General features: G+C 35.0%; 18 protein-coding genes and 1 pseudogene. All 19 read left to right on the forward strand.

What is annotated here, in order from left to right:
* Positions 1 to 51 precede the first annotated feature (51 nt).
* The 19 genes and pseudogenes from comFA to JFU18_RS17240 all read left to right on the forward strand — a co-directional run bounded on the left by comFA (position 52) and on the right by JFU18_RS17240 (position 20024).
* Entirely contained in the window at positions 52 to 1401 is a 1350-nt protein-coding gene (gene comFA, locus JFU18_RS17150; protein ID WP_201034626.1) for an ATP-dependent helicase ComFA, read from the forward strand.
* On the forward strand, positions 1401 to 2105 hold the full coding sequence (locus JFU18_RS17155; RefSeq protein ID WP_201034503.1) for a ComFC family protein: 705 nt from the start codon (positions 1401 to 1403) through the stop codon (positions 2103 to 2105). The genes comFA and JFU18_RS17155 overlap by 1 nt, the downstream gene beginning before the upstream one ends.
* A 126-nt stretch (positions 2106 to 2231) precedes the next feature.
* Entirely contained in the window at positions 2232 to 2429 is a 198-nt protein-coding gene (gene cspC, locus JFU18_RS17160) for a cold shock protein CspC (RefSeq protein ID WP_001990088.1), read from the forward strand.
* A 319-nt stretch (positions 2430 to 2748) separates the two neighbouring features.
* On the forward strand, positions 2749 to 3291 hold the full coding sequence (gene hpf / locus JFU18_RS17165; RefSeq protein WP_002034758.1) for a ribosome hibernation-promoting factor, HPF/YfiA family: 543 nt from the start codon (positions 2749 to 2751) through the stop codon (positions 3289 to 3291).
* 378 nt (positions 3292 to 3669) lie between these two features.
* Complete coding sequence (locus JFU18_RS17170; RefSeq protein WP_098632001.1) at positions 3670 to 4239, forward strand: hypothetical protein; 570 nt, start codon at positions 3670 to 3672, stop codon at positions 4237 to 4239.
* 31 nt (positions 4240 to 4270) lie between these two features.
* On the forward strand, positions 4271 to 5059 hold the full coding sequence (locus JFU18_RS17175) for a hypothetical protein (protein WP_201034502.1): 789 nt from the start codon (positions 4271 to 4273) through the stop codon (positions 5057 to 5059).
* A pseudogene (locus tag JFU18_RS17180) lies at positions 5046 to 5740 on the forward strand (hypothetical protein). The gene JFU18_RS17175 and the pseudogene JFU18_RS17180 overlap by 14 nt, the downstream one beginning before the upstream one ends.
* 71 nt (positions 5741 to 5811) lie before the next feature.
* Entirely contained in the window at positions 5812 to 6576 is a 765-nt protein-coding gene (locus JFU18_RS17185; RefSeq protein WP_201032289.1) for a hypothetical protein, read from the forward strand.
* A gap of 3 nt (positions 6577 to 6579) precedes the next feature.
* Positions 6580 to 7218 carry an ATP-binding cassette domain-containing protein gene (locus JFU18_RS17190; RefSeq protein WP_201032116.1) on the forward strand — a complete coding sequence of 213 codons (639 nt, stop codon included), beginning with the start codon at positions 6580 to 6582 and terminating at the stop codon, positions 7216 to 7218.
* Positions 7219 to 7259: 41 nt separating this feature from the next.
* Positions 7260 to 7787, forward strand: coding sequence for a hypothetical protein (locus JFU18_RS17195; RefSeq protein WP_201034625.1), 528 nt, complete (start codon positions 7260 to 7262; stop codon positions 7785 to 7787).
* A 758-nt stretch (positions 7788 to 8545) separates the two neighbouring features.
* The gene (gene secA, locus JFU18_RS17200; protein ID WP_002034761.1) at positions 8546 to 11053 is read left to right on the forward strand and encodes a preprotein translocase subunit SecA; all 2508 of its coding nucleotides are present in this window, start codon (positions 8546 to 8548) and stop codon (positions 11051 to 11053) included.
* Positions 11054 to 11196: 143 nt separating this feature from the next.
* Positions 11197 to 12295, forward strand: a protein-coding gene (gene prfB / locus JFU18_RS17205) for a peptide chain release factor 2 (protein WP_100248371.1) whose coding sequence is annotated in 2 segments (ribosomal slippage) — positions 11197 to 11268 and positions 11270 to 12295 — 1098 coding nt in all. Because the reading frame shifts where the segments join, the coding sequence is not laid out codon by codon here.
* Positions 12296 to 12751: 456 nt separating this feature from the next.
* Positions 12752 to 13075, forward strand: coding sequence for a cytochrome c551 (cccB, locus tag JFU18_RS17210; RefSeq protein WP_002016129.1), 324 nt, complete (start codon positions 12752 to 12754; stop codon positions 13073 to 13075).
* Positions 13076 to 13398: 323 nt separating this feature from the next.
* Entirely contained in the window at positions 13399 to 14085 is a 687-nt protein-coding gene (ftsE, locus tag JFU18_RS17215) for a cell division ATP-binding protein FtsE (protein WP_002016128.1), read from the forward strand.
* Positions 14075 to 14968 carry a permease-like cell division protein FtsX gene (gene ftsX / locus JFU18_RS17220; protein ID WP_002089596.1) on the forward strand — a complete coding sequence of 298 codons (894 nt, stop codon included), beginning with the start codon at positions 14075 to 14077 and terminating at the stop codon, positions 14966 to 14968. The genes ftsE and ftsX overlap by 11 nt, the downstream gene beginning before the upstream one ends.
* Before the next feature lie 118 nt (positions 14969 to 15086).
* On the forward strand, positions 15087 to 16523 hold the full coding sequence (locus JFU18_RS17225) for a S41 family peptidase (RefSeq protein ID WP_012261984.1): 1437 nt from the start codon (positions 15087 to 15089) through the stop codon (positions 16521 to 16523).
* A 95-nt stretch (positions 16524 to 16618) separates the two neighbouring features.
* Positions 16619 to 17803: a PDZ domain-containing protein gene (locus JFU18_RS17230; RefSeq protein WP_201032114.1), complete on the forward strand. Its 1185-nt coding sequence runs from the start codon at positions 16619 to 16621 to the stop codon at positions 17801 to 17803.
* Between the two features lie 128 nt (positions 17804 to 17931).
* Entirely contained in the window at positions 17932 to 19647 is a 1716-nt protein-coding gene (locus JFU18_RS17235; protein ID WP_201032113.1) for an ABC transporter ATP-binding protein, read from the forward strand.
* 65 nt (positions 19648 to 19712) lie between these two features.
* Positions 19713 to 20024, forward strand: a complete 312-nt coding sequence (locus JFU18_RS17240; protein ID WP_002112849.1) for a YbjQ family protein — start codon at positions 19713 to 19715, stop codon at positions 20022 to 20024.
* Positions 20025 to 20265 lie beyond the last annotated feature (241 nt).

The raw sequence follows: 20265 nt of genomic DNA on the forward strand, positions 1-20265 counted from the left end.
TTACGAGATAAAGAGCAGGATTTATAGTAGTGCTGGAGGTGGCTATTGATGATGTTAGCTGGTAGACAGTTACTGTTAGAAGAACTCTCTTCAGATTTGCAGAATAAATTGGATCATCTGAAAAGGAATCGAGACGTCGTTTGTGTACAAGGGGTAATTAAGAAGTCTTCAAAATATATGTGTCAGCGCTGCGGAAATATAGAGCAGCGACTATTTGCATCATTGCTATGTAAAAGGTGCAGTGAAGTATGTGCGTATTGCCGTAAGTGTATAACGATGGGAAGGGTCAGTGAATGTACTGTACTTGTGCGCGGGATTGCTGAAATACAAGGAGAAAATTATTTGAATCCGTTACAGTGGGAAGGTGTTTTGTCTGCTGGTCAGGAGTTAGCTGCGCAAAGTGTCGTTGACGCTGTTAAGCAGAAAGAATCATTTTTTATTTGGGCGGTGTGCGGGGCTGGAAAAACAGAAATGTTGTTTCGCGGAATTGCAGAGGCGCTACAAAAGGGAGAAAGAGTTTGTATTGCAACGCCGAGAACGGACGTTGTACTTGAATTAGCACCAAGATTACAAGAAGTGTTTCCAAATATAAATGTAGCTGCTTTATACGGAGGGAGTTTAGACCGAGAAAAAGATGCGGCGTTAATCGTTGCAACTACACATCAATTATTACGTTATTATAGGGCGTTCCATGTCATGATTGTAGATGAGATAGATGCTTTTCCGTATCATGCAGATAAGATGTTGCAGCATGCAGTAAGCGAAGCGATGAAAGAGAAGGCAGCACGTATTTATTTAACTGCAACTCCAGATGAAAAGTGGAAGCGTAAGTTGCGAAGTGGTAAGCAAAAAGGGGTTATTATTTCAGGGCGATACCATCGTCATCCATTGCCAGTTCCGATATTTCGGTGGTGCGGAAATTGGAAAAAGGGTCTTATACGTAAAAAAATTCCTCGTACTTTATTACAATGGTTAAATTTGTACTTATCGAAACGATACCCCATTTTTCTATTTGTTCCTCATGTGCGATATGTAGAAGAAATTAGCCAGTTATTAAAATCATTAAACAATCAAATTGACGGTGTGCATGCAGAAGATCCGGCGAGAAAAGAGAAGGTAGCAGCTTTCAGAAAAGGAGAAATCCCTTTATTAGTTACAACGACGATTTTGGAACGAGGAGTAACTGTTAAAAATTTGCAAGTTGCAGTTTTAGGAGCTGAGGAAGAAATATTTTCAGAAAGTGCTCTCGTTCAAATTGCAGGGCGTGCTGGCAGAAGCTCTGATGAACCGCATGGAGATGTTATCTATTTTCATTATGGAAAGACAGAGGCGATGGTGCGTGCGAAAAAACATATTCAAAGTATGAATAAGAATGCTAAAGAACAAGGACTGATAGATTGATGCATTGTCTACTTTGTGATGAGTATATTTCATATGCGATTAGTTGGTACACTTTTTTTGTTAAGCTTCATAAAAAGTATATATGTGATAGATGTGAACAAAAACTTTCCTATATTATAGGAGATATTTGCAAGGCGTGTGGTCGGCCTTTAGAACTTGTACCAGCTGAATATAAAAACGGGGATATTTGTATGGACTGCATAAGGTGGACGAACGAGCAGGGGTTTCCGTCTCTCATAAATCGTTCGTTGTATGTGTATGATGAAGGGATGAAAGAAATATTAGCACAGTTTAAATTTCGAGGAGATGCTGAATTAGTGCATATTTTTCATCAGCCTTTTCGAAGTCTTTTTCAAAAATATTTTGCGAATGTTTCAGTTGCCATTCCGGTTCCTCTTAGTGAAGAGCGAGAATACGAGCGTGGTTTTAATCAAGCGGAGTTACTAGCTTCTTGTTTGCCTATCAAAATGTTTTGTACATCATTAAGAAGAGTAGAAACAGAAAAACAAAGTAAGAAGAAGCGTAAAGAAAGGATATCGGGAGTTAATCCTTTTTATTTTCAGGGAGAAGAGATGTTTCATGAGCAACATGTTTTAATCGTGGATGATGTGTATACGACAGGAATTACTGTTAGGCAAATTGGAAGCCTTTTGTATGATCGAGGAGCGAGAGAGGTTTCTTGTTTGACGCTTTGTAGAGGTTAATATGTGGATGTCGAAAGGAGTAATAAAAAGACGACAGGTCTTCTTTGACTTACAGTCTTGTCATTCGTTATAGTCAGAATATGGGGCGAATGCCCTGATTTTAAGAGTGAAGGGAATGGAATGAACATGCAAGGACGAGTAAAATGGTTCAATGCAGAAAAGGGATTTGGGTTTATTGAGCGTGAAGATGGTGACGATGTGTTTGTTCATTTTTCTGCTATTCAACAAGATGGGTATAAGTCGTTAGAAGAAGGTCAACAAGTGGAGTTTGATATTGTTGATGGAGCACGTGGGCCACAAGCGGCTAATGTTGTGAAACTGTAAAAGTTAAGTTTTTGGAAAAGATAGAGCTGTATTTTTAGCAGCATTATATAGATGGCGAAAGCTCTTGCTCGTAACAAGGGCTTTTTTGTTTTGGAGGAGTTGTCAAAAAGTTGTTTCTTTTCTGTAACTAATTGTCCACAGTTACATTCGTTATTCACGATGTTAATAGGATAAAATAAAGATAGAAACGATGCATCTTTTCATTTCAACAAAAAACGATAAAAAAATCGCAATTCCACTAATTTTTTAAAAAATTAGAAGGAGTTTTTAAGCCAATGTCGAAATTATAGTACATAGGCTTGAAAGGAGGAATTCATCTATGAAATTCAACATTCGTGGTGAAAATATTGAAGTAACTCCAGCATTAAAGGAATATGTAGAGAAAAAACTAAGTAAATTAGAGCGTTATTTTGATACATTCCCAGAGATTAAGGTTAATTTAAAAGTATACTCTGACAAGCAACGTATCGAGGTAACAATTCCATTTACAGATTTATTACTTCGTGCAGAAGAAACAAATAGCGATATGTACGCTGCGATTGATTTAGTAGTTGATAAAATTGAGCGACAAATTCGTAAACATAAAACAAAAGTAAACCGTAAATTACGTGAGAAAGGTTCTGTGAAAACTAACTTTATCCTTCCGGAAGCAGTAGCTGTTCTGGATGCGGTAGAAGAGGATGAATTAGAACTTGTACGTACAAAACGATTCGATTTAAAACCGATGGACGTTGAAGAAGCGATCTTACAAATGGATATGCTAGGACATAGTTTCTTCGTCTTCACAAATGCTGATACAAATGAAACTAATGTTGTATATGGCCGTAAAGATGGGAAATATGGTTTAATCGAAACTAAATAATCATTCAAAAGCGCAGCCGAAATGGCTGCGCTTTTTTTATATGTTTTAGTGGTTGTATTGAGATTTTGAGTGTGATTATCTCTACAAGTATTTCCTTGCCATGAGCATACTAATTTTGTTTAATTTAACAAAATTTTATAATTGTAAAAAAAATGTTAAGTCTTCTGAAATTAATTGATAGTGCATTTTGGTTTTGATATCCTAATATTGCATTATAAGGATTGATTTTATTCCTTCAGTGAAAAAATAAAATCAATATAATGCTACAAATTATCGGAGGTGTTCTTAGTGAGTATTAAGAAAAAAAGTCGTATAGTTTCTAATCTAGATTATACGACTTTTTCTGCTATTTAATTTTTAAAAATAGGAGGAGCTGTAATGAAACTTATTTCAAAATATATTTTAGTTTGTTTTTTTATATTGAGTATTAGTTTCTTAGTTTCTTGTCAAAAGAAAGTAGATGAACCTATTGTAAATATTGAAGATACTTTAACGGAAAAAGGAAATTTAAAAAGTATTCAGTTGCAAGAAATTAAGAAAAATACTATTTATGAACAAGTATTTTTCGGGAATGAAAATGGTAATGATTTCTTTCAAGGTCAAATAGATAGAAATGATATTGCAATAGAAGATAAGCTTTTAGATAAAAATTTAAAGTCAGGAGTTATACCAGAAAATTATTATGTTTTTTTAACGGGTGTTACGAATAAGAAAAAACCAACGTATCTTTTGGGACGGATTGAACAAATTGATGGAAAAGTAATTCAGTGGAAACAAGAAGTTAAGAGTGTGCAAAGAAAAGATGCAAATGGTGTTTATCAGTATGAAGTTGAGTTTCCTAAATTTGAAGGAGAGAGAGCCAATGTTTCTTTTCGTTACATTTGGTTAAATAAAGAAAATAAATGTTATGGTGTTGCGGATCAATTATTCATATTAAAAAAGATTTAAATTTAATTAATGGTTTATGGAGGAGCTATAGATGAGTTACTTTTTAGGGAGAATTTTAAAAGGTAGAATGTTCTGGTTATCCTTATTTATTATGTTAGTAATTGTTATTGCTCAATATATTGCTATGTGTGTAACAACTAAAGGATTTAACAATGATGGGATTATAAAGGTATCTCCATATTTATCCAATGTTTTACATTTTAATAGATTGTCGTTTTATGGTGAGTTTTATCTACTTATATTTCCTATGCTTTCCGCGATGGCTGTAGCCGGAATTTATAGAACTGATAAAAATTATGGGTTTATTTATCCTGTTATTTCTAAAATGGGAACAGGTTATTATTTTAAGCTACTTTATTTTATTAATTTTATTGTATCTTTTTTTATTATAAGTTTTCCTTTACTATTTAATTTTTATTTATATGCAATGACTTATCCAACAGTTGCTCCGCACCCAATATTAAATTATATGGCTGCTACTGTTTCGCCAACAGCTCAATTTAATACGGTTTATTATGAGTACCCTACTTTATATTTTCTAATGTATGTATTTTTAAATGGTTTATACGGTGCAGTTTTTTCAAGTTTGGCTTTATCAATTTCGTTTTTTATAAAACGAGTTTATTTTATTTATTTAGTTCCGTTTGTTTTACATATTTTTTGGCTTGGTATTGGAAAAGGGATTCTCAATCCTAAAGATTATTTAATTAAAGACTTCGGCTTTTTCGAATTACAAATTTTTCTTAGTGTACTGTTATGTATTTGGCTTTGTTCTGTAGTTCTTTATTTACGGGGGAGTAGGAAGCATGTTCTTTTCTAATGTAATGAAAGAAACTATAAGGATGAAATATGTTTGGTTAAGTACTCTCTTTTTACTTAATGTCAGTATCATTGGTTGTTTGTTCAAGTATTTTGAACCTGGAATTGTAAAAGAGAAAATGAACGAATTGGAAACTTTGTATAAGGTTATGTCGTTTTATAATTTATCGACTATATTTATTCCTTTAACCATCGTTTTTTCTATATATTCTATGTCGAATTTTTTTAGTATTTATGTTGTTTATAGAGTGAATAATGCATTGAAATTAGTTTCTATATATTATTTAAAATTATTAGTTTTCGTTTGTTTTTTTGCGGGGAGTATGATTTTACAGTTATTTTGGATGTCAAATATGATGGCTGTAAATAGTATTTCTGTGAATTATCCATTATTATTTTGCATTCAATTATTTGCGAATATTTTTATATGTATGATAAGTGCTTTGTTACAATTATTTTTACCTAGTTTACTTGCAATAATATGTATGATCACTGCTGTTTTACTAGATAGATTTATATTACATGGATTTTTATTTACAAATGCTTTTTATATAAATGTGTTTGAAGATGCTACGGGTTTATTTATACGTTTATTTGGATGTTTTTCTATCTTTTTTATAAGTGTATGGATTTTATCTAAAAAAGTTATATTTCTATGAATGATGAAACAGAGGTGATCTAGTTTACATTATGATTTTATATCATTTGTTAAAAAGAGATTTACATGTAAGGTTTAGAGATTCCATCAAGATAATGGCTTTTTTATTCTTAATTTACGCTATGATTGTATTTACTTTTTTATACAATCAGTCTCTTATTAATGGTAGAGAACCTGTATTAGTAGATGTTACCTTTTATCGATTTTTTCATGGAGTAGACTTTGTTGATTTATCTCACTTTTATAAGGAGGGGCGATTTTCTATCCCTTTTTATTGGATTTTTTTTCAAATCACTCCTTTGTTGCTTGTAGGGAATTTTGCTTTTTCAGATATTCAACAGAATGGTGTTTATTTATTTCCTCGTGTTAAGAAGAAGCATTTTCTTTGGTTAACGAAAATATTATCTTTGTTCTTTTATATAATTAGTATTTGGATTGTTATGTATTTTCTTTGGTTTACTGTTTACTATTTGCTTTCTTTTGGCGAGTATTCTTTTTTAAATTTATATAGTCAATTTTCTTATAACATATTAGGTACTATGTTAATTCAAATAATCATAAGCTTTTTATTAGCTTTAATTTTTGAGTTTTTAACGTTTTATATACCAATAACTATTGTTTTTGTACTGATGTTGATGTACCTATTTATGTCTATTTTCTTTCATAGTATTTATTTTTTAGGCTCTTTTGTTATGCCAAATCGCTGGTATTTTGTTGATCACAGTTCAATTCAATTGACTTTAGGTAATAATCAATCTATTCAATGTAATGATTTACTTTTAATAGGAGTAGTAATTGTTGTTGTAATGATTTTATTAGGTAGTTTTTGTTTTAAAAAACTAGATGTGATAGGTGAATAATTTATGGACAATTATATTAAATGTGAATGTATGATGAAAAAATTAAAAGGAAATATTGTGTTAGATAATATTAGTTTATCGGTAAAAAAAGGCGAGTTTTTAGTTTTGAAGGGGCATAATGGCTCTGGCAAAACGATGATTTTACGAGCTATATCAGGGTTAATGCGTTTGAATTCTGGATTTGTTTATGTAGATAATGAAATAATCGGAAAACAAAAGCAATTTCCAGATTCTATGGGAATATTGATTGAATATCCAAGTTTTATTCCAGGGTATACTGGTTTTCAAAACTTGAAATTTTTATCATCAATTAACAATAAAATTTCTGATGAGGAAATTTATAATATTATTCAAAGGGTTGGACTTGATAAAACAGATAAGAGAAAGTATAAAAGATACTCTTTAGGTATGAAACAACGTTTAGGGATAGCACAAGCTTTAATGGAACGACCAAAATTATTGTTATTAGACGAGCCTACTAATGCTTTAGATAGTGATGGGATAAAAGATATTTTGGATATTTTGAAAGTAGAAAAATCTAAGGGGACGACTATTATTGTAGCTAGTCATGATGTGCATGTTCTAGATAATGAAATAGTAGATCGTATTGTACATGTTAATAATGGAAAGTTGGTAGATTAATAGTGACAAGAAAACATGTCTTAATAATCATTGGATTGTGTCTGTTGCTATGTACATTTGCTAGTTTGTTTAGATTTAAAACATTAAATCAAAATAATGAATCTTATAAAGTGGTAAAAGATGAGTTTTTATCTAATAGAGCTTTTGAAGATGGACAAGGAGTGAAGTTTCATGCGCTTGATCCTCTTGATCCTACAAAAGTTTATGATCCTTATGAAGACCGTGAAGTAGTGACGTATGTGTTACCTTTAAATATTACAAATACAACAAATCGGGATATTAACTTGCTTAGTAATAAGTCTATTTCTAATACAATGTTTTATTCTAAAATAGGAGAGTTTTATAATTTAATTCCTTATTCAATAGAATTACCTGTAAAATATCAGTTTGATCCTTTCATACCTGCGGGTAAAACAGTACGGGGATATATAGGGACAAATTATTTTATAGGAGATGACCCTGGTAAAAATTATGAAAATTTTTCTAACGAATCAACTAAGGTGAAATTCATTTCTTTTATGAAGGATAAGGAAGGGAAATATCATGAATTAGAAATACCAATAAATTAATAAAACGCATTGGTATTATTAACTTGAAGTGTAGTTTTAAAAAAGGAAAAAATCTATACAAAATGTGTTAAGTACTTTGGTGATATCGATATATTTTAAGGTTGTTTTTTGATTGCTATGGTTGAGTATATTTTGCAACATGATGATAGATATTGTTTATAGAAATCAAAAGCTGAAGGTTTTGCACATTGTGTGAGTATCTATGGATGCTGCACCGGCAAAATCTTTGGCTTTTGTAATTGTCGATTTAAATCTTACTAATATGTTCATTCCAGCTACTCTCTTTAAAGGGAACGGGAAAGAATATTATTTAGAATTAATATGAAATTTGGAATATGAATTTGAAATAGAGAGGTAGGGAAAAGAATTATTAATTTGTTGAAACGAATAAAATAAAAACTTTTTCTGAATCTACGGCTCGACATTTGGACGATTGTTGTCATAGTTATAAGACAAGTGTTACAATTATCATTAGGTTTATACATTTTAGTTTTTTAATTAGGAGAAAAATTGGCATAACATAAAGTGAAACTTTAATCAGTGGTGGGTTCTTCCCACCCACTGATTATTAGCCTTCACCAATCGGGCTTTTACGGGCAGTTGATCCCATACCTAATTTTTTGCTTTTGCTGAATTTTGAGATAGGGATTTTACAGCCCGTTAATGCGGGATAAATTTGATTTTTATAACGACTGATTGTAAAGAGAAAAAGAAAGCAATCGGAAGTTTTATTTTAATAAAAGAGGAGCGTATTTCCTATGATCGGTATTTTAAAAAAGGTATTTGATGTCAACCAACGCCAAATTAAACGTATGCAGAAGACAGTGGAGCAAATTGATGCATTAGAATCATCTATTAAGCCGCTAACTGATGAACAATTAAAAGGAAAGACGATTGAATTTAAAGAACGTCTAACAAAAGGTGAGACAGTAGATGATCTACTTCCTGAAGCTTTTGCGGTTGTTCGTGAAGCAGCGAATCGTGTTCTTGGAATGCGTCCATATGGCGTACAGCTAATGGGTGGTATCGCCTTACATGAAGGAAATATCTCTGAGATGAAAACAGGTGAAGGTAAAACGTTAACATCTACTTTACCTGTATATTTAAACGCATTAACAGGAAAAGGTGTTCACGTTGTTACAGTCAATGAATACTTAGCGCAACGTGATGCGAGCGAAATGGGACAACTTCATGAGTTCCTTGGCCTAACTGTAGGGATTAACTTAAATAGTATGTCACGTGAAGAGAAACAAGCTGCTTATGCTGCTGATATTACGTATAGCACAAATAACGAGCTTGGGTTCGATTACTTACGTGACAACATGGTGTTATATAGAGAGCAGTGCGTTCAGCGTCCACTTAATTTTGCTATCATCGATGAAGTCGATTCTATTTTAGTTGATGAAGCACGTACGCCGCTTATTATTTCGGGACAAGCTCAAAAATCAGCAGAGCTATACATGTTTGCAAATGCATTCGTTCGTACATTAGAAAATGAAAAAGAATATTCATTTGATGTGAAAACGAAAAATGTAATGTTAACAGAAGATGGTATTACGAAAGCTGAGAAAGCTTTCCATATCGATAACTTATTCGATTTAAAACATGTAGCACTTCTTCACCATATTAATCAGGCGCTTCGTGCACACGTTGTTATGCACCTTGATACAGATTATGTTGTACAAGAAGGCGAAATCGTAATCGTAGACCAATTCACTGGTCGTCTTATGAAAGGTCGTCGTTATAGCGAAGGTTTACATCAAGCTATTGAAGCAAAAGAAGGCGTAGAAATTCAAAATGAAAGTATGACGCTTGCGACAATTACGTTCCAAAACTACTTCCGTATGTACGAAAAATTATCTGGTATGACTGGTACAGCGAAAACGGAAGAAGAAGAATTCCGTAGTATTTACAATATGAATGTTATCGTAATTCCAACGAATAAAGATATTATTCGTGATGATCGTGCTGATTTAATCTTCAAATCAATGGAAGGTAAATTCAATGCAGTTGTTGAGGATATTGTAAATCGTCATAAGCAAGGGCAACCTATTCTTGTTGGTACAGTTGCAATTGAAACGTCAGAGCTTATCTCAAAAATGTTAACACGTAAAGGTGTACGTCATAATATCTTAAATGCAAAAAACCATGCGCGTGAAGCAGATATCATTGCAGAAGCTGGTATGAAAGGCGCTGTAACAATTGCGACGAATATGGCTGGTCGTGGTACGGATATTAAGTTAGGCGACGATATTAGAAACGTTGGCCTAGCAGTTATCGGTACAGAGCGTCACGAAAGTCGTCGTATTGATAATCAGTTACGTGGTCGTTCTGGTCGTCAAGGGGACCCTGGTGTAACACAGTTCTACTTATCAATGGAAGATGAACTAATGCGCCGCTTCGGTTCTGACAATATGAAAGCGATGATGGATCGCCTTGGTATGGATGATTCACAGCCAATCGAAAGTAAAATGGTTTCTCGTGCGGTAGAATCTGCGCAAAAACGTGTGGAAGGAAATAACTATGATGCACGTAAGCAGCTATTGCAATACGACGATGTACTTCGTCAACAACGTGAAGTAATTTATAAACAGCGTCAAGAAGTAATGGATTCAGAGAACTTACGCAGCATTATTGAAGGTATGATGAAATCTACGATAGAACGTGCTGTTGCACTTCATACGCAAGAAGAAATCGAAGAAGATTGGAGCATTAAAGGTCTTGTCGATTACTTAAATACAAACCTTCTTGAAGAAGGAGATGTAAAAGAAGAAGAGTTACGTCGCCTTGCTCCAGAAGAAATGAGCGAATCAATTATCGCGAAATTGTTAGAGCGTTATAACGAAAGAGAGAAGCTTCTACCTGAAGAGCAGACACGTGAATTCGAAAAGGTTGTTGTATTCCGTGTTGTAGATACGAAATGGACAGATCATATCGATGCAATGGATCACCTTCGTGAAGGTATTCATTTACGTGCTTACGGACAAATCGATCCACTTCGTGAATACCAAATGGAAGGGTTCGCAATGTTCGAGTCGATGATCGCTTCTATTGAAGAGGAAATCTCTCGTTACATTATGAAAGCTGAAATTGAGCAAAACTTAGAGCGTCAAGAAGTTGTTCAAGGTGAAGCTGTTCATCCATCAAGCGATGGCGAAGACGCGAAGAAAAAACCGGTTGTAAAAGGTGACCAAATGGGACGCAACGATTTATGTAAATGTGGTAGTGGCAAGAAATATAAAAACTGTTGTGGCATTGGGCAGTAATAAGAAACTGTAGTTTAGACTGCTTTGCAAATTTTTACATCAAAAATGTATAATGAAAAGGATTAAACTCTCTCCGTAATAAGCGGAGAGAGTTTCCCTTGTTTTCATATGAAAGTAACAGCAATTACATAGAGGTGAAGGAAATGGAATTAGTAGAAATTAGGCAAGAATTAGAAAAAATGGCTAAGAGATTAGCGGCTTTTAGGGGGTCTCTTTGACCTTCCTACTAAGGAAAAACAAATTGCAGAATTAGAAGAAACGATGATGGGCGCAGGATTTTGGGATGACCAACAAGGCGCACAAGCTGTGATTAATGAAGCGAATGCGCTGAAAGATATGGTTGGAAGGTTCCGTCAGTTAGATGAGACGTTCGAAAACTTAGAAATGACGCATGACTTACTTAAAGAAGAGTATGATGAAGATTTACATGAGGAACTAGAATCAGAAGTGAAAACTTTAATTCAAGAAATGAATGAGTACGAGCTGCAGTTACTATTAAGCGATCCTTATGATAAAAATAACGCTATTTTAGAATTACACCCAGGTGCAGGTGGAACAGAGTCACAAGACTGGGGTTCTATGTTATTACGTATGTACACGCGCTGGGCTGAAAAACGTAGGTTTAAAGTAGAAACGGTTGATTACTTACCGGGCGATGAAGCTGGTATTAAGAGTGTTACATTATTAATTAAAGGTCATAACGCTTACGGTTACTTGAAAGCGGAGAAAGGTGTACATCGTCTTGTACGTATTTCACCATTCGATTCTTCAGGTCGTCGTCATACATCGTTCGTATCTTGTGAAGTTGTACCTGAATTCAATGATGAAGTTGAAATTGAAGTGCGTACAGAAGATTTGAAAATAGATACGTATCGTGCAAGTGGTGCAGGTGGACAGCACGTTAATACGACAGATTCAGCAGTTCGTATAACTCATCTACCAACAAACACGGTTGTAACATGTCAGTCAGAGCGTTCTCAAATTAAAAACCGTGAGCATGCGATGAAAATGCTGAAAGCGAAATTATATCAAAAGAAATTAGAAGAACAACAAGCACAATTAGATGAGATTCGCGGAGAGCAAAAAGAAATTGGATGGGGCAGCCAAATCCGTTCTTACGTATTCCACCCGTATTCTCTTGTGAAAGACCATCGCACAAATACAGAAGTTGGTAATGTACAAGCAGTTATGGATGGAGAAATTAATCCGTTTATTGATGCGTATTTACGTTCTCGTATTTAATAAGAGAAAAAGCCAACAGAATTGTTGGCACATGCTGAGGTCCAAGAGGATATAAAGAGGCTTATCTTATTTATATTGATGAAATAAAGAGGAAGAGAAGTTGGAAACGACAACTTCTCTTTTTGATGAGATTATATGTAGAATACAATGCCGTATATTGTTTTGTAAAAGGTAGAGAATAGTAAAACAAAGTGGTAATAGAGTAGGACTTTATATAGAATTTCTCAGTTTTGATTGGAGAAAAAGGCTCTTTATAGAATTTTTTAAGGTGTTCACAGAATTGAAACAATTTATGAAAGCTTATTTTATTAGGCTTCTCACTATATTTGTGAAAAATATGAAATACACCTTAGTTTTTCTATATAAAGATAATGCTTATAATGAATATTGAATGTGTTATGAAAACTATTGCCTAGTTATGAATGAAAAGAATATCAACAATGGGGAGCGATAGAAGTGAAAAAGAAATTGTTGGCTATTACGCTGGGGACATCAGTCGTTTTTGCTTTAGGAGCATGTGGAAATAAAGAAGAGAGTAAACCATCAAAACAATCTGCAAGCACAGATAGCGCAGAGCAAATTTACCAAAAAAGTTGTATAGGTTGTCACGCTAAAGATTTATCAGGAGCAACTGGACCAGATTTACGAAAAGTAGGACAGAAATATGACGCAGCAGAGATTGAAAAGATTATTGAAAAAGGCCGGGGTTCAATGTCACCAGGAATTATTCAAGGTGAAGATGCGAAAAAAGTAGCTGAATGGTTAGCGGAGCATAAATAAGAAACGTAATTAATAAACGAGCTGATTGTATAACTTGACCGAAAAGTGCTTCGAGTTAAGTAATTACATGAGCTCGTTTACCTTTTATTAGGATGTAACATAACTGTAACAAAATTGTATCCGAATTGGAAACCGATTGATGTTACAATGGGGTTTGTAGAATTTTGATGAAATATATTACATAGAGTAGCGTTGCTAATAAAAAGCATGTATGGAAGCTACCTTCAACAAGAATGGTCGAATGAAAATAAAGACTTTTCTTTTATTTTTAAATGTACAGAAAAGTATTTCTAAAAAAATCATTAAGTATTGGGTGATAAATAATGATAAAAATGACGAATGTTTATAAGGAGTACCCAAATGGTATGAAAGCCATTGCTGGTCTCACAGTTAACATTAAACAAGGTGAATTCGTATACGTAGTTGGACCGAGTGGAGCCGGAAAATCTACATTTATTAAAATGATGTATCGTGAAGAGAAGCCATCTACAGGATCAATTAATGTAAATGGACTTGTAATTGAAACGTTAGCAGAAAGAGATGTTCCATATTTCCGTCGTCAATTAGGCGTGATTTTCCAAGATTTTAAATTGCTACCTAAATTAACGGTATATGAGAATGTTGCGTTTGCTTTAGAAGTAATTGAAGAAGAGAAGGAAGCGATTCGTGAGCGCGTTACAGAAGTGTTAGGTCTTGTTGGTCTTGAAGAGCGTGCCGATGCACTTCCAAATGAGCTTTCGGGCGGAGAGCAACAACGTGTGGCGATTGCAAGAGCGATTGTAAATAAGCCAAAGGTTGTAATTGCCGATGAGCCAACAGGTAACTTAGATATTGAAACAGCTCTTGATATTATGAAGATTTTTAAACGTATTAATGAGCGTGGTACAACGATTGTTATGGCGACACATAACGCAGATATCGTAAATACAATTCGTCATCGTGTAATTGCAATTGAAGGCGGAAGAATTGTTCGAGACGAGATTGAGGGAGGATACGGATATGAAGGCTAAAACCCTTAGTCGACATTTGCGAGAAGGTGTGAAAAATCTATCCCGTAACGGATGGATGACATTTGCTTCTGTAAGTGCAGTAACAGTTACATTATTACTTGTAGGTGTCTTTTTGACAGCGATTATGAATATGAACCATTTTGCGACGAAAGTAGAGCAAGATGTAGAAATTCGTGTGCATGTTGATCCAGCAGCAAAAGAAGCTGATCAAAAGAAATTAGAAGAAGATATGAGTAAAATTGCGAAAGTAGATTCTATTAAATATTCTTCTAAAGAAGAAGAGTTGAAACGTTTAATTAAAAGCTTAGGCGATAGTGGAAAAACGTTCGAGTTATTTGAGCAAGATAACCCGCTGAAAAACGTATTTGTTGTAAAGGCGAAAGAACCAACAGATACGGCAACAATTGCGAAAAAGATTGAGAAAATGCAGTTTGTAAGTAATGTTCAATACGGTAAAGGTCAAGTTGAAAAATTATTTGATACTGTAAAAACTGGTCGTAACATCGGGATTGCGTTAATTGCGGGTCTTCTATTCACAGCGATGTTCTTAATCTCTAACACAATTAAAATTACAATTTATGCTCGTAGTACTGAGATTGAAATTATGAAACTTGTTGGTGCAACAAACTGGTTTATTCGTTGGCCGTTCTTGTTAGAGGGATTATTCCTAGGAGTATTAGGATCAATTATTCCAATTGGCCTAATTTTAGTTATGTATAATTCGTTGCAAGGTGTGTTTAATGAAAAACTTGGCGGAACAATTTTCGAGCTTCTACCATACAACCCATTCGTATTCCAATTAGCTGGTTTATTAATGTTAATCGGTGCATTAATCGGTATGTGGGGAAGTGTAATGTCAATTCGTCGCTTCTTAAAAGTATAAAAAGTTGCAAACATAATTCGTACAAGCTTATCATATAGTAGAAATAGGTAAAGGCATCACACATCGTGTGATGCCTTTTGCTACACCACCTGTGTGTTCTGGAAAGGGGAATTCCGCATTGAAACGTAGAGTTGCAATTATTGGAATGGTTGTTGCATTTTTAATTGGTGCTGGCGGGATGTTTGGTGGTATGTACTGGTTTGGGATAAACCCAGCGTATGTAACGCAAACAGTATCGAATGGTAATGCTGGCACAGCGCAAGGGAATTTGGTAAAGATTAATGAGGCGTATGCACTAATTGATTCACGTTATGTGGAAGACGTGAAAGACGACAAATTAGTCGAAGGTGCGATACAGGGAATGTTGTCTACGCTGAAGGACCCTTATTCCACGTATATGGATAAAGAAACGGCAAAACAGTTTAGTCAGTCACTGGATCCTGAACTTGAAGGGATTGGAGCTGAAGTGAACAAGACGGACGGTAAGCTTATTATCGTATCGCCAATTAAAGGTTCACCAGCAGAAAAAATAGGAATTAAACCGAATGACCAAATTTTATCTGTAGATGGAAATAGTGTGAAAGATTTATCACGTGAAGAAGCAGTATTAAAAATTCGTGGTAAAAAAGGAACGACTGTTGCAATTGAAATTAAGCGCGCAGGAGTGGCTGATCCGATAGAATTTAAAATTAAGCGTGAAAAGATTCCGATTTTCACTGTATTTAGTTCTGTAAAGCAAGATAGCGGAAAAGATATCGGTTATATGCAAATTACTTCTTTCGCTGAAAATACTGCGAAAGAATTTAAGGATCAGTTAAAAGAGCTAGAGAAGAAAAACATAAAGGGCTTAGTTATTGACGTGCGTGGTAATCCTGGCGGTTATTTAAATAGTGTAGAAGATATACTAGGAGACATCATGACAGATAAAAAGCCAATGCTACAAGTAGAACAGCGAAATGGTGAGAAGAAGAAATTCTCTACGGAACTGAAAGAGAGAAAGTCATATCCAATTTCAGTATTAATTGATAACGGAAGTGCTTCTGCTTCAGAGATTTTAGCTGGTGCGCTAAAAGAAGGAGAAGGATACGATTTAATTGGTGAAAAAACGTTTGGTAAAGGTACTGTTCAACAGGCTGTTCCATTTAAAGATGGCAGCAACATTAAATTAACAATGTTTAAATGGTTAACACCAGATGGCAATTGGATTCATAAAAAAGGAATCGCGCCAACTGTAGAAGTGAAGCAACCAGATTATTATCATGCGACACCAATTCAAATTGAAAAGACACTTTCATACAATTCAAATGATGTACAAGTAAAACACGCGCAAGAAATGCTTAAGAGCTTAGGATATGTACCAGGACGTGAAGATGGATACTTTAGCAAAGAGACAGAATCAGCACTAAAAGCATTCCAAAATGCGAATGAGATGGAAGCAACAGGACAACTTGATAAAAAGACAGCTGAAGCGATTCAAACTAAAATCATTGAAAAAATCCGTTCTGGAGAAAATGATTTACAATTACAGACGGCATTGAAATTAATAGCGAAATAAGAAAGAATACAGGCACTTTGATGCCTGTATTTTTTTATGTGTTAAATATGATAAGATAAAAAGAAAAAATGATATAAATGGTGGTGAATGAATTCGTGGAGGCATGGCTTTTTGAAATACTACGAGCAGTTGGACGTTTTTTCTTACACCCTGCTGTCTATGTATTTTTAATTAGTAGTATCTTCGTTGGATACTTACGTATATTACGAGAACGAAAAGATTTTTCTTTTAAAGTATATGATATTTGGTTTGAACTACGAACAACTCTATTTGCAGGTATTGGGTACGGATTAATCGTATCTATTATTACGATTGGACTCGGGCTAGTTGTTTCAAAAGCGAGTTTATGGGCAATTTTACTTTGGACGTTATTATTTGGATTAACTGCTATGTATCGATATTTATCTGTAGCTTATACTTTCGGAATCGCTATTGCACTCGTATTGTTATCGTCTAAGATGCGAGTTTCCTTCTTACAGCTTGGAGAAGGTGAAGAGGGTACGATTGTATCCCTCGCTATTTTACTAGGCGTTATGCTCGTTGTAGAGGGGTTATTAATCTCTAAAAATGCAGTTCGCTATTCTACGCCGAAAATTAACAAAGGTAAGCGTGGGCTACGAATTGGACTACATGAATCAAATCGTTTATGGCTTGTACCAGTATTTATTCTTATACCAGGAGATGCGGTGACAGCATTTATCCCTTGGTGGCCTGTCGTTTCAATCGGTTCAACTACATACTCTTTATTCCTCGTTCCATTTTTAATTGGATTTATGAGAAAGGTTAGAAGTTATGAGCCGACAGAAGCTTTATTATTTACAGGAAGACGTGTCTATGGATTAGCGGGGCTCGTACTCGTTTTAGGTATCGCAAGTTACTGGTGGCACGTACTCGCAATTATCGCGATGGGAGTCGCAATGCTTGGACGCTTTACAATCTCGATGCAAGAGAAAATTGCAGACGAGAAAAGACCAGCATACTTTGCCGCACGTAATGATGGACTTGTTGTGTTAGATACAATTCCTAATACAATTGGGGCAGAGATGCATTTAAAGCCTGGAGAAGTTATTACGAAAGTAAATGGAGTCATTCCAAGAAGTACCGAAGAGTTTTATGACGCGCTTCAAACGAAGACGACAGGGGCGTTTTGTAAATTAGAAGTAGTAGATACAAATGGTGAGCTTCGTCTTGCTCAAACGGCGTTATATGCTGGGGGACATCATGAATTAGGTGTTGTGTTTGTCCAGCAAGAGCATGAGTGGGATTCGGAAGCGATGTAAAATAAAATGGGAACCTTCATCAAACACAGATGAAGGTTTTTTTAGTTTCATAGACGGATAACTTGAATAATTATTTGATAATGGTTATCATTTAGGGAGTCTTTTAATTTGGAAAAGGGAGGAAAAATATGCTACGTAAATTTTTTTCTTACTATAAACCGTACAAAGGTTTATTTATACTTGATTTTTCCTGTGCAGTTATCGCAGGCTTACTCGAACTTGGTTTCCCGCTTATCGTAAATCAATTTATTGATAAGTTATTACCAGGACAAAACTGGACGCTTATTTTATGGGCTTGTTTCGGTTTGTTCATAGTTTATGTGCTAAATGCAGGTTTGCAATATGTCGTTACATATTGGGGACATATGCTTGGGGTTAACATTGAAACAGATATGAGGCAGAAATTATTTGATCACATTCAAAAGCTATCATTCAGATTTTTTGATAATAATAAAACAGGTCATTTAATTTCACGTCTTACAAACGATTTAATGGAAATTGGGGAAATTGCTCACCATGGACCAGAAGATTTATTCATTGCCATTATGACTTTAGTTGGAGCGTTTTCATTTATGATGATGATTAACTGGAAGTTAGCACTTCTAACATTCTTCGTAATCCCGTTCTTATTATGGTTGGCACTTTACTTCAATAAAAAAATGACAGGTACGTTTAGACGTTTATTCTCAGACGTTGCTGATTTCAATGCATGTATCGAGAACAATGTAGGTGGTATCCGCGTTGTACAAGCATTCGGAAATGAAAAGTTTGAGCAAGAGCAATTTGCTGTAAATAATGCTCGTTTCCGTACAACAAAATTAATGGCGTATAAAATTATGGCGTTAAATTCATCGATTAGTTATATGCTGATGCGTCTTGTAACACTCTTTGTATTAATATGTGGTACATGGTTTGTTCTGCAAGGTGAATTAACGTACGGTGGATTTATTGGATTCGTTTTATTAACGAATATTTTCTTCCGCCCAATTGAAAAAATTAATGCGGTTATTGAAAGTTATCCGAAAGGAATCGCTGGTTTTAAAAGATATGTAGAACTTCTGGAAACAGAGCCGGATATTGTAGATTCTAAAGATGCAATAGAAGTTAAACATGTACACGGCGATATTCAATACAATAACATCACGTTCGGATATGAAAATAAAGAGCCGATTTTAAACGATATTAGTTTGAAAATACATGCAGGTGAAACAGTTGCTTTCGTTGGACCATCAGGGGCAGGGAAAACAACACTATGTAGTTTATTACCTCGTTTTTATGAACACTCATCTGGATCAATTCAAATTGATGGCATTGACACTAAAGAGATGACGTTATCGTCACTTCGTAAGCAAATCGGAATTGTACAGCAAGATGTTTTCTTATTCTCAGGAACAATTCGTGAAAATATCGCTTACGGAAACTTAAAAGCTTCAGAAACTGAAATTTGGCAGGCGGTAAAACGTGCTCAGCTAGAGGACTTAATTTACTCGCAACCAGACGGTTTAGATACAGTTATCGGTGAGCGTGGTGTGAAACTTTCAGGAGGACAAAAGCAGCGCTTAGCGATTGCACGTATGTTCTTGAAGAACCCGCCAATTTTAATTTTAGATGAAGCAACTTCTGCGCTAGATACAGAGACAGAACTTGCTATCCAAAAATCACTTGCAGAACTATCTGTTGGCCGTACAACATTAGTTATCGCTCACAGGCTTGCAACTATTAAAAATGCAGATCGCATCGTCGTTGTAAATAAAGACGGTATTGCAGAACAAGGTTCACATGAGGAACTAATCAAACGAGGCGAGGGTTACAGCCGATTGTATGAGGCGCAGTTTAGTTCGTAAATATAATTTCTGCTGAATTAGTGCACCATAAGTAAGTGGAAATCTTATTTGGGAGGCTACAAAGCATGATTGTAACAACAACTTCTACAATTCAAGGGAAAGAAATTATTGATTATATCGATATCGTTAATGGCGAAGCAATCATGGGTGCGAATATCGTGCGTGACCTTTTCGCTTCTGTCCGTGACGTTGTCGGTGGTCGCGCAGGCGCCTACGAAAGTAAATTAAAAGAAGCGCGCGACATTGCAATGGAAGAGATGAAAACTCTCGCAAGACAAAAAAATGCGAACGCCATTGTTGGTATCGATGTGGACTACGAAGTAGTTCGCGAAGGAATGCTAATGGTTGCGGTGAGCGGGACTGCTGTCCGTATATAAAGTGAAACTTTAATCAGTGGGGGGTTCATCCCCCACTGATTATTAGCCCTCACCAATCGGGCGTTTACGGGCAGCCCGACGCCCACCTAATTTCTTTGCTCAAGCCGAATTTTGAGGTGGGAGTCTTACTGCCCACAAATAGCGGGATAAAGTGAAAAGCCGTGCTGGTGCACGGCTTTTTGTTGTTATTGTGTCTAAAATGATAGGTAGGGTGATATTCTATGTCGAAGCCTCGATATTT

The organism is Bacillus sp. TH22 (genome assembly GCF_016651015.1).
GTDB classification, from domain to species: Bacteria; Bacillota; Bacilli; order Bacillales; family Bacillaceae_G; genus Bacillus_A; species Bacillus_A mycoides.

Coding starts and splice junctions, on each gene's coding strand:
- cspC (WP_001990088.1), top strand. CDS start 2,232: ATGCAAGGACGAGTAAAATGGTTCAATGCAGAAAAGGGATTTGGGTTT.
- JFU18_RS17185 (WP_201032289.1), top strand. CDS start 5,812: ATGGCTTTTTTATTCTTAATTTACGCTATGATTGTATTTACTTTTTTA.
- secA (WP_002034761.1), top strand. CDS start 8,546: ATGATCGGTATTTTAAAAAAGGTATTTGATGTCAACCAACGCCAAATT.
- comFA (WP_201034626.1), top strand. CDS start 52: ATGTTAGCTGGTAGACAGTTACTGTTAGAAGAACTCTCTTCAGATTTG.
- ftsX (WP_002089596.1), top strand. CDS start 14,075: ATGAAGGCTAAAACCCTTAGTCGACATTTGCGAGAAGGTGTGAAAAAT.
- JFU18_RS17170 (WP_098632001.1), top strand. CDS start 3,670: ATGAAACTTATTTCAAAATATATTTTAGTTTGTTTTTTTATATTGAGT.
- JFU18_RS17155 (WP_201034503.1), top strand. CDS start 1,401: ATGCATTGTCTACTTTGTGATGAGTATATTTCATATGCGATTAGTTGG.
- hpf (WP_002034758.1), top strand. CDS start 2,749: ATGAAATTCAACATTCGTGGTGAAAATATTGAAGTAACTCCAGCATTA.
- JFU18_RS17235 (WP_201032113.1), top strand. CDS start 17,932: ATGCTACGTAAATTTTTTTCTTACTATAAACCGTACAAAGGTTTATTT.
- ftsE (WP_002016128.1), top strand. CDS start 13,399: ATGATAAAAATGACGAATGTTTATAAGGAGTACCCAAATGGTATGAAA.
- JFU18_RS17175 (WP_201034502.1), top strand. CDS start 4,271: ATGAGTTACTTTTTAGGGAGAATTTTAAAAGGTAGAATGTTCTGGTTA.
- JFU18_RS17190 (WP_201032116.1), top strand. CDS start 6,580: ATGGACAATTATATTAAATGTGAATGTATGATGAAAAAATTAAAAGGA.
- JFU18_RS17240 (WP_002112849.1), top strand. CDS start 19,713: ATGATTGTAACAACAACTTCTACAATTCAAGGGAAAGAAATTATTGAT.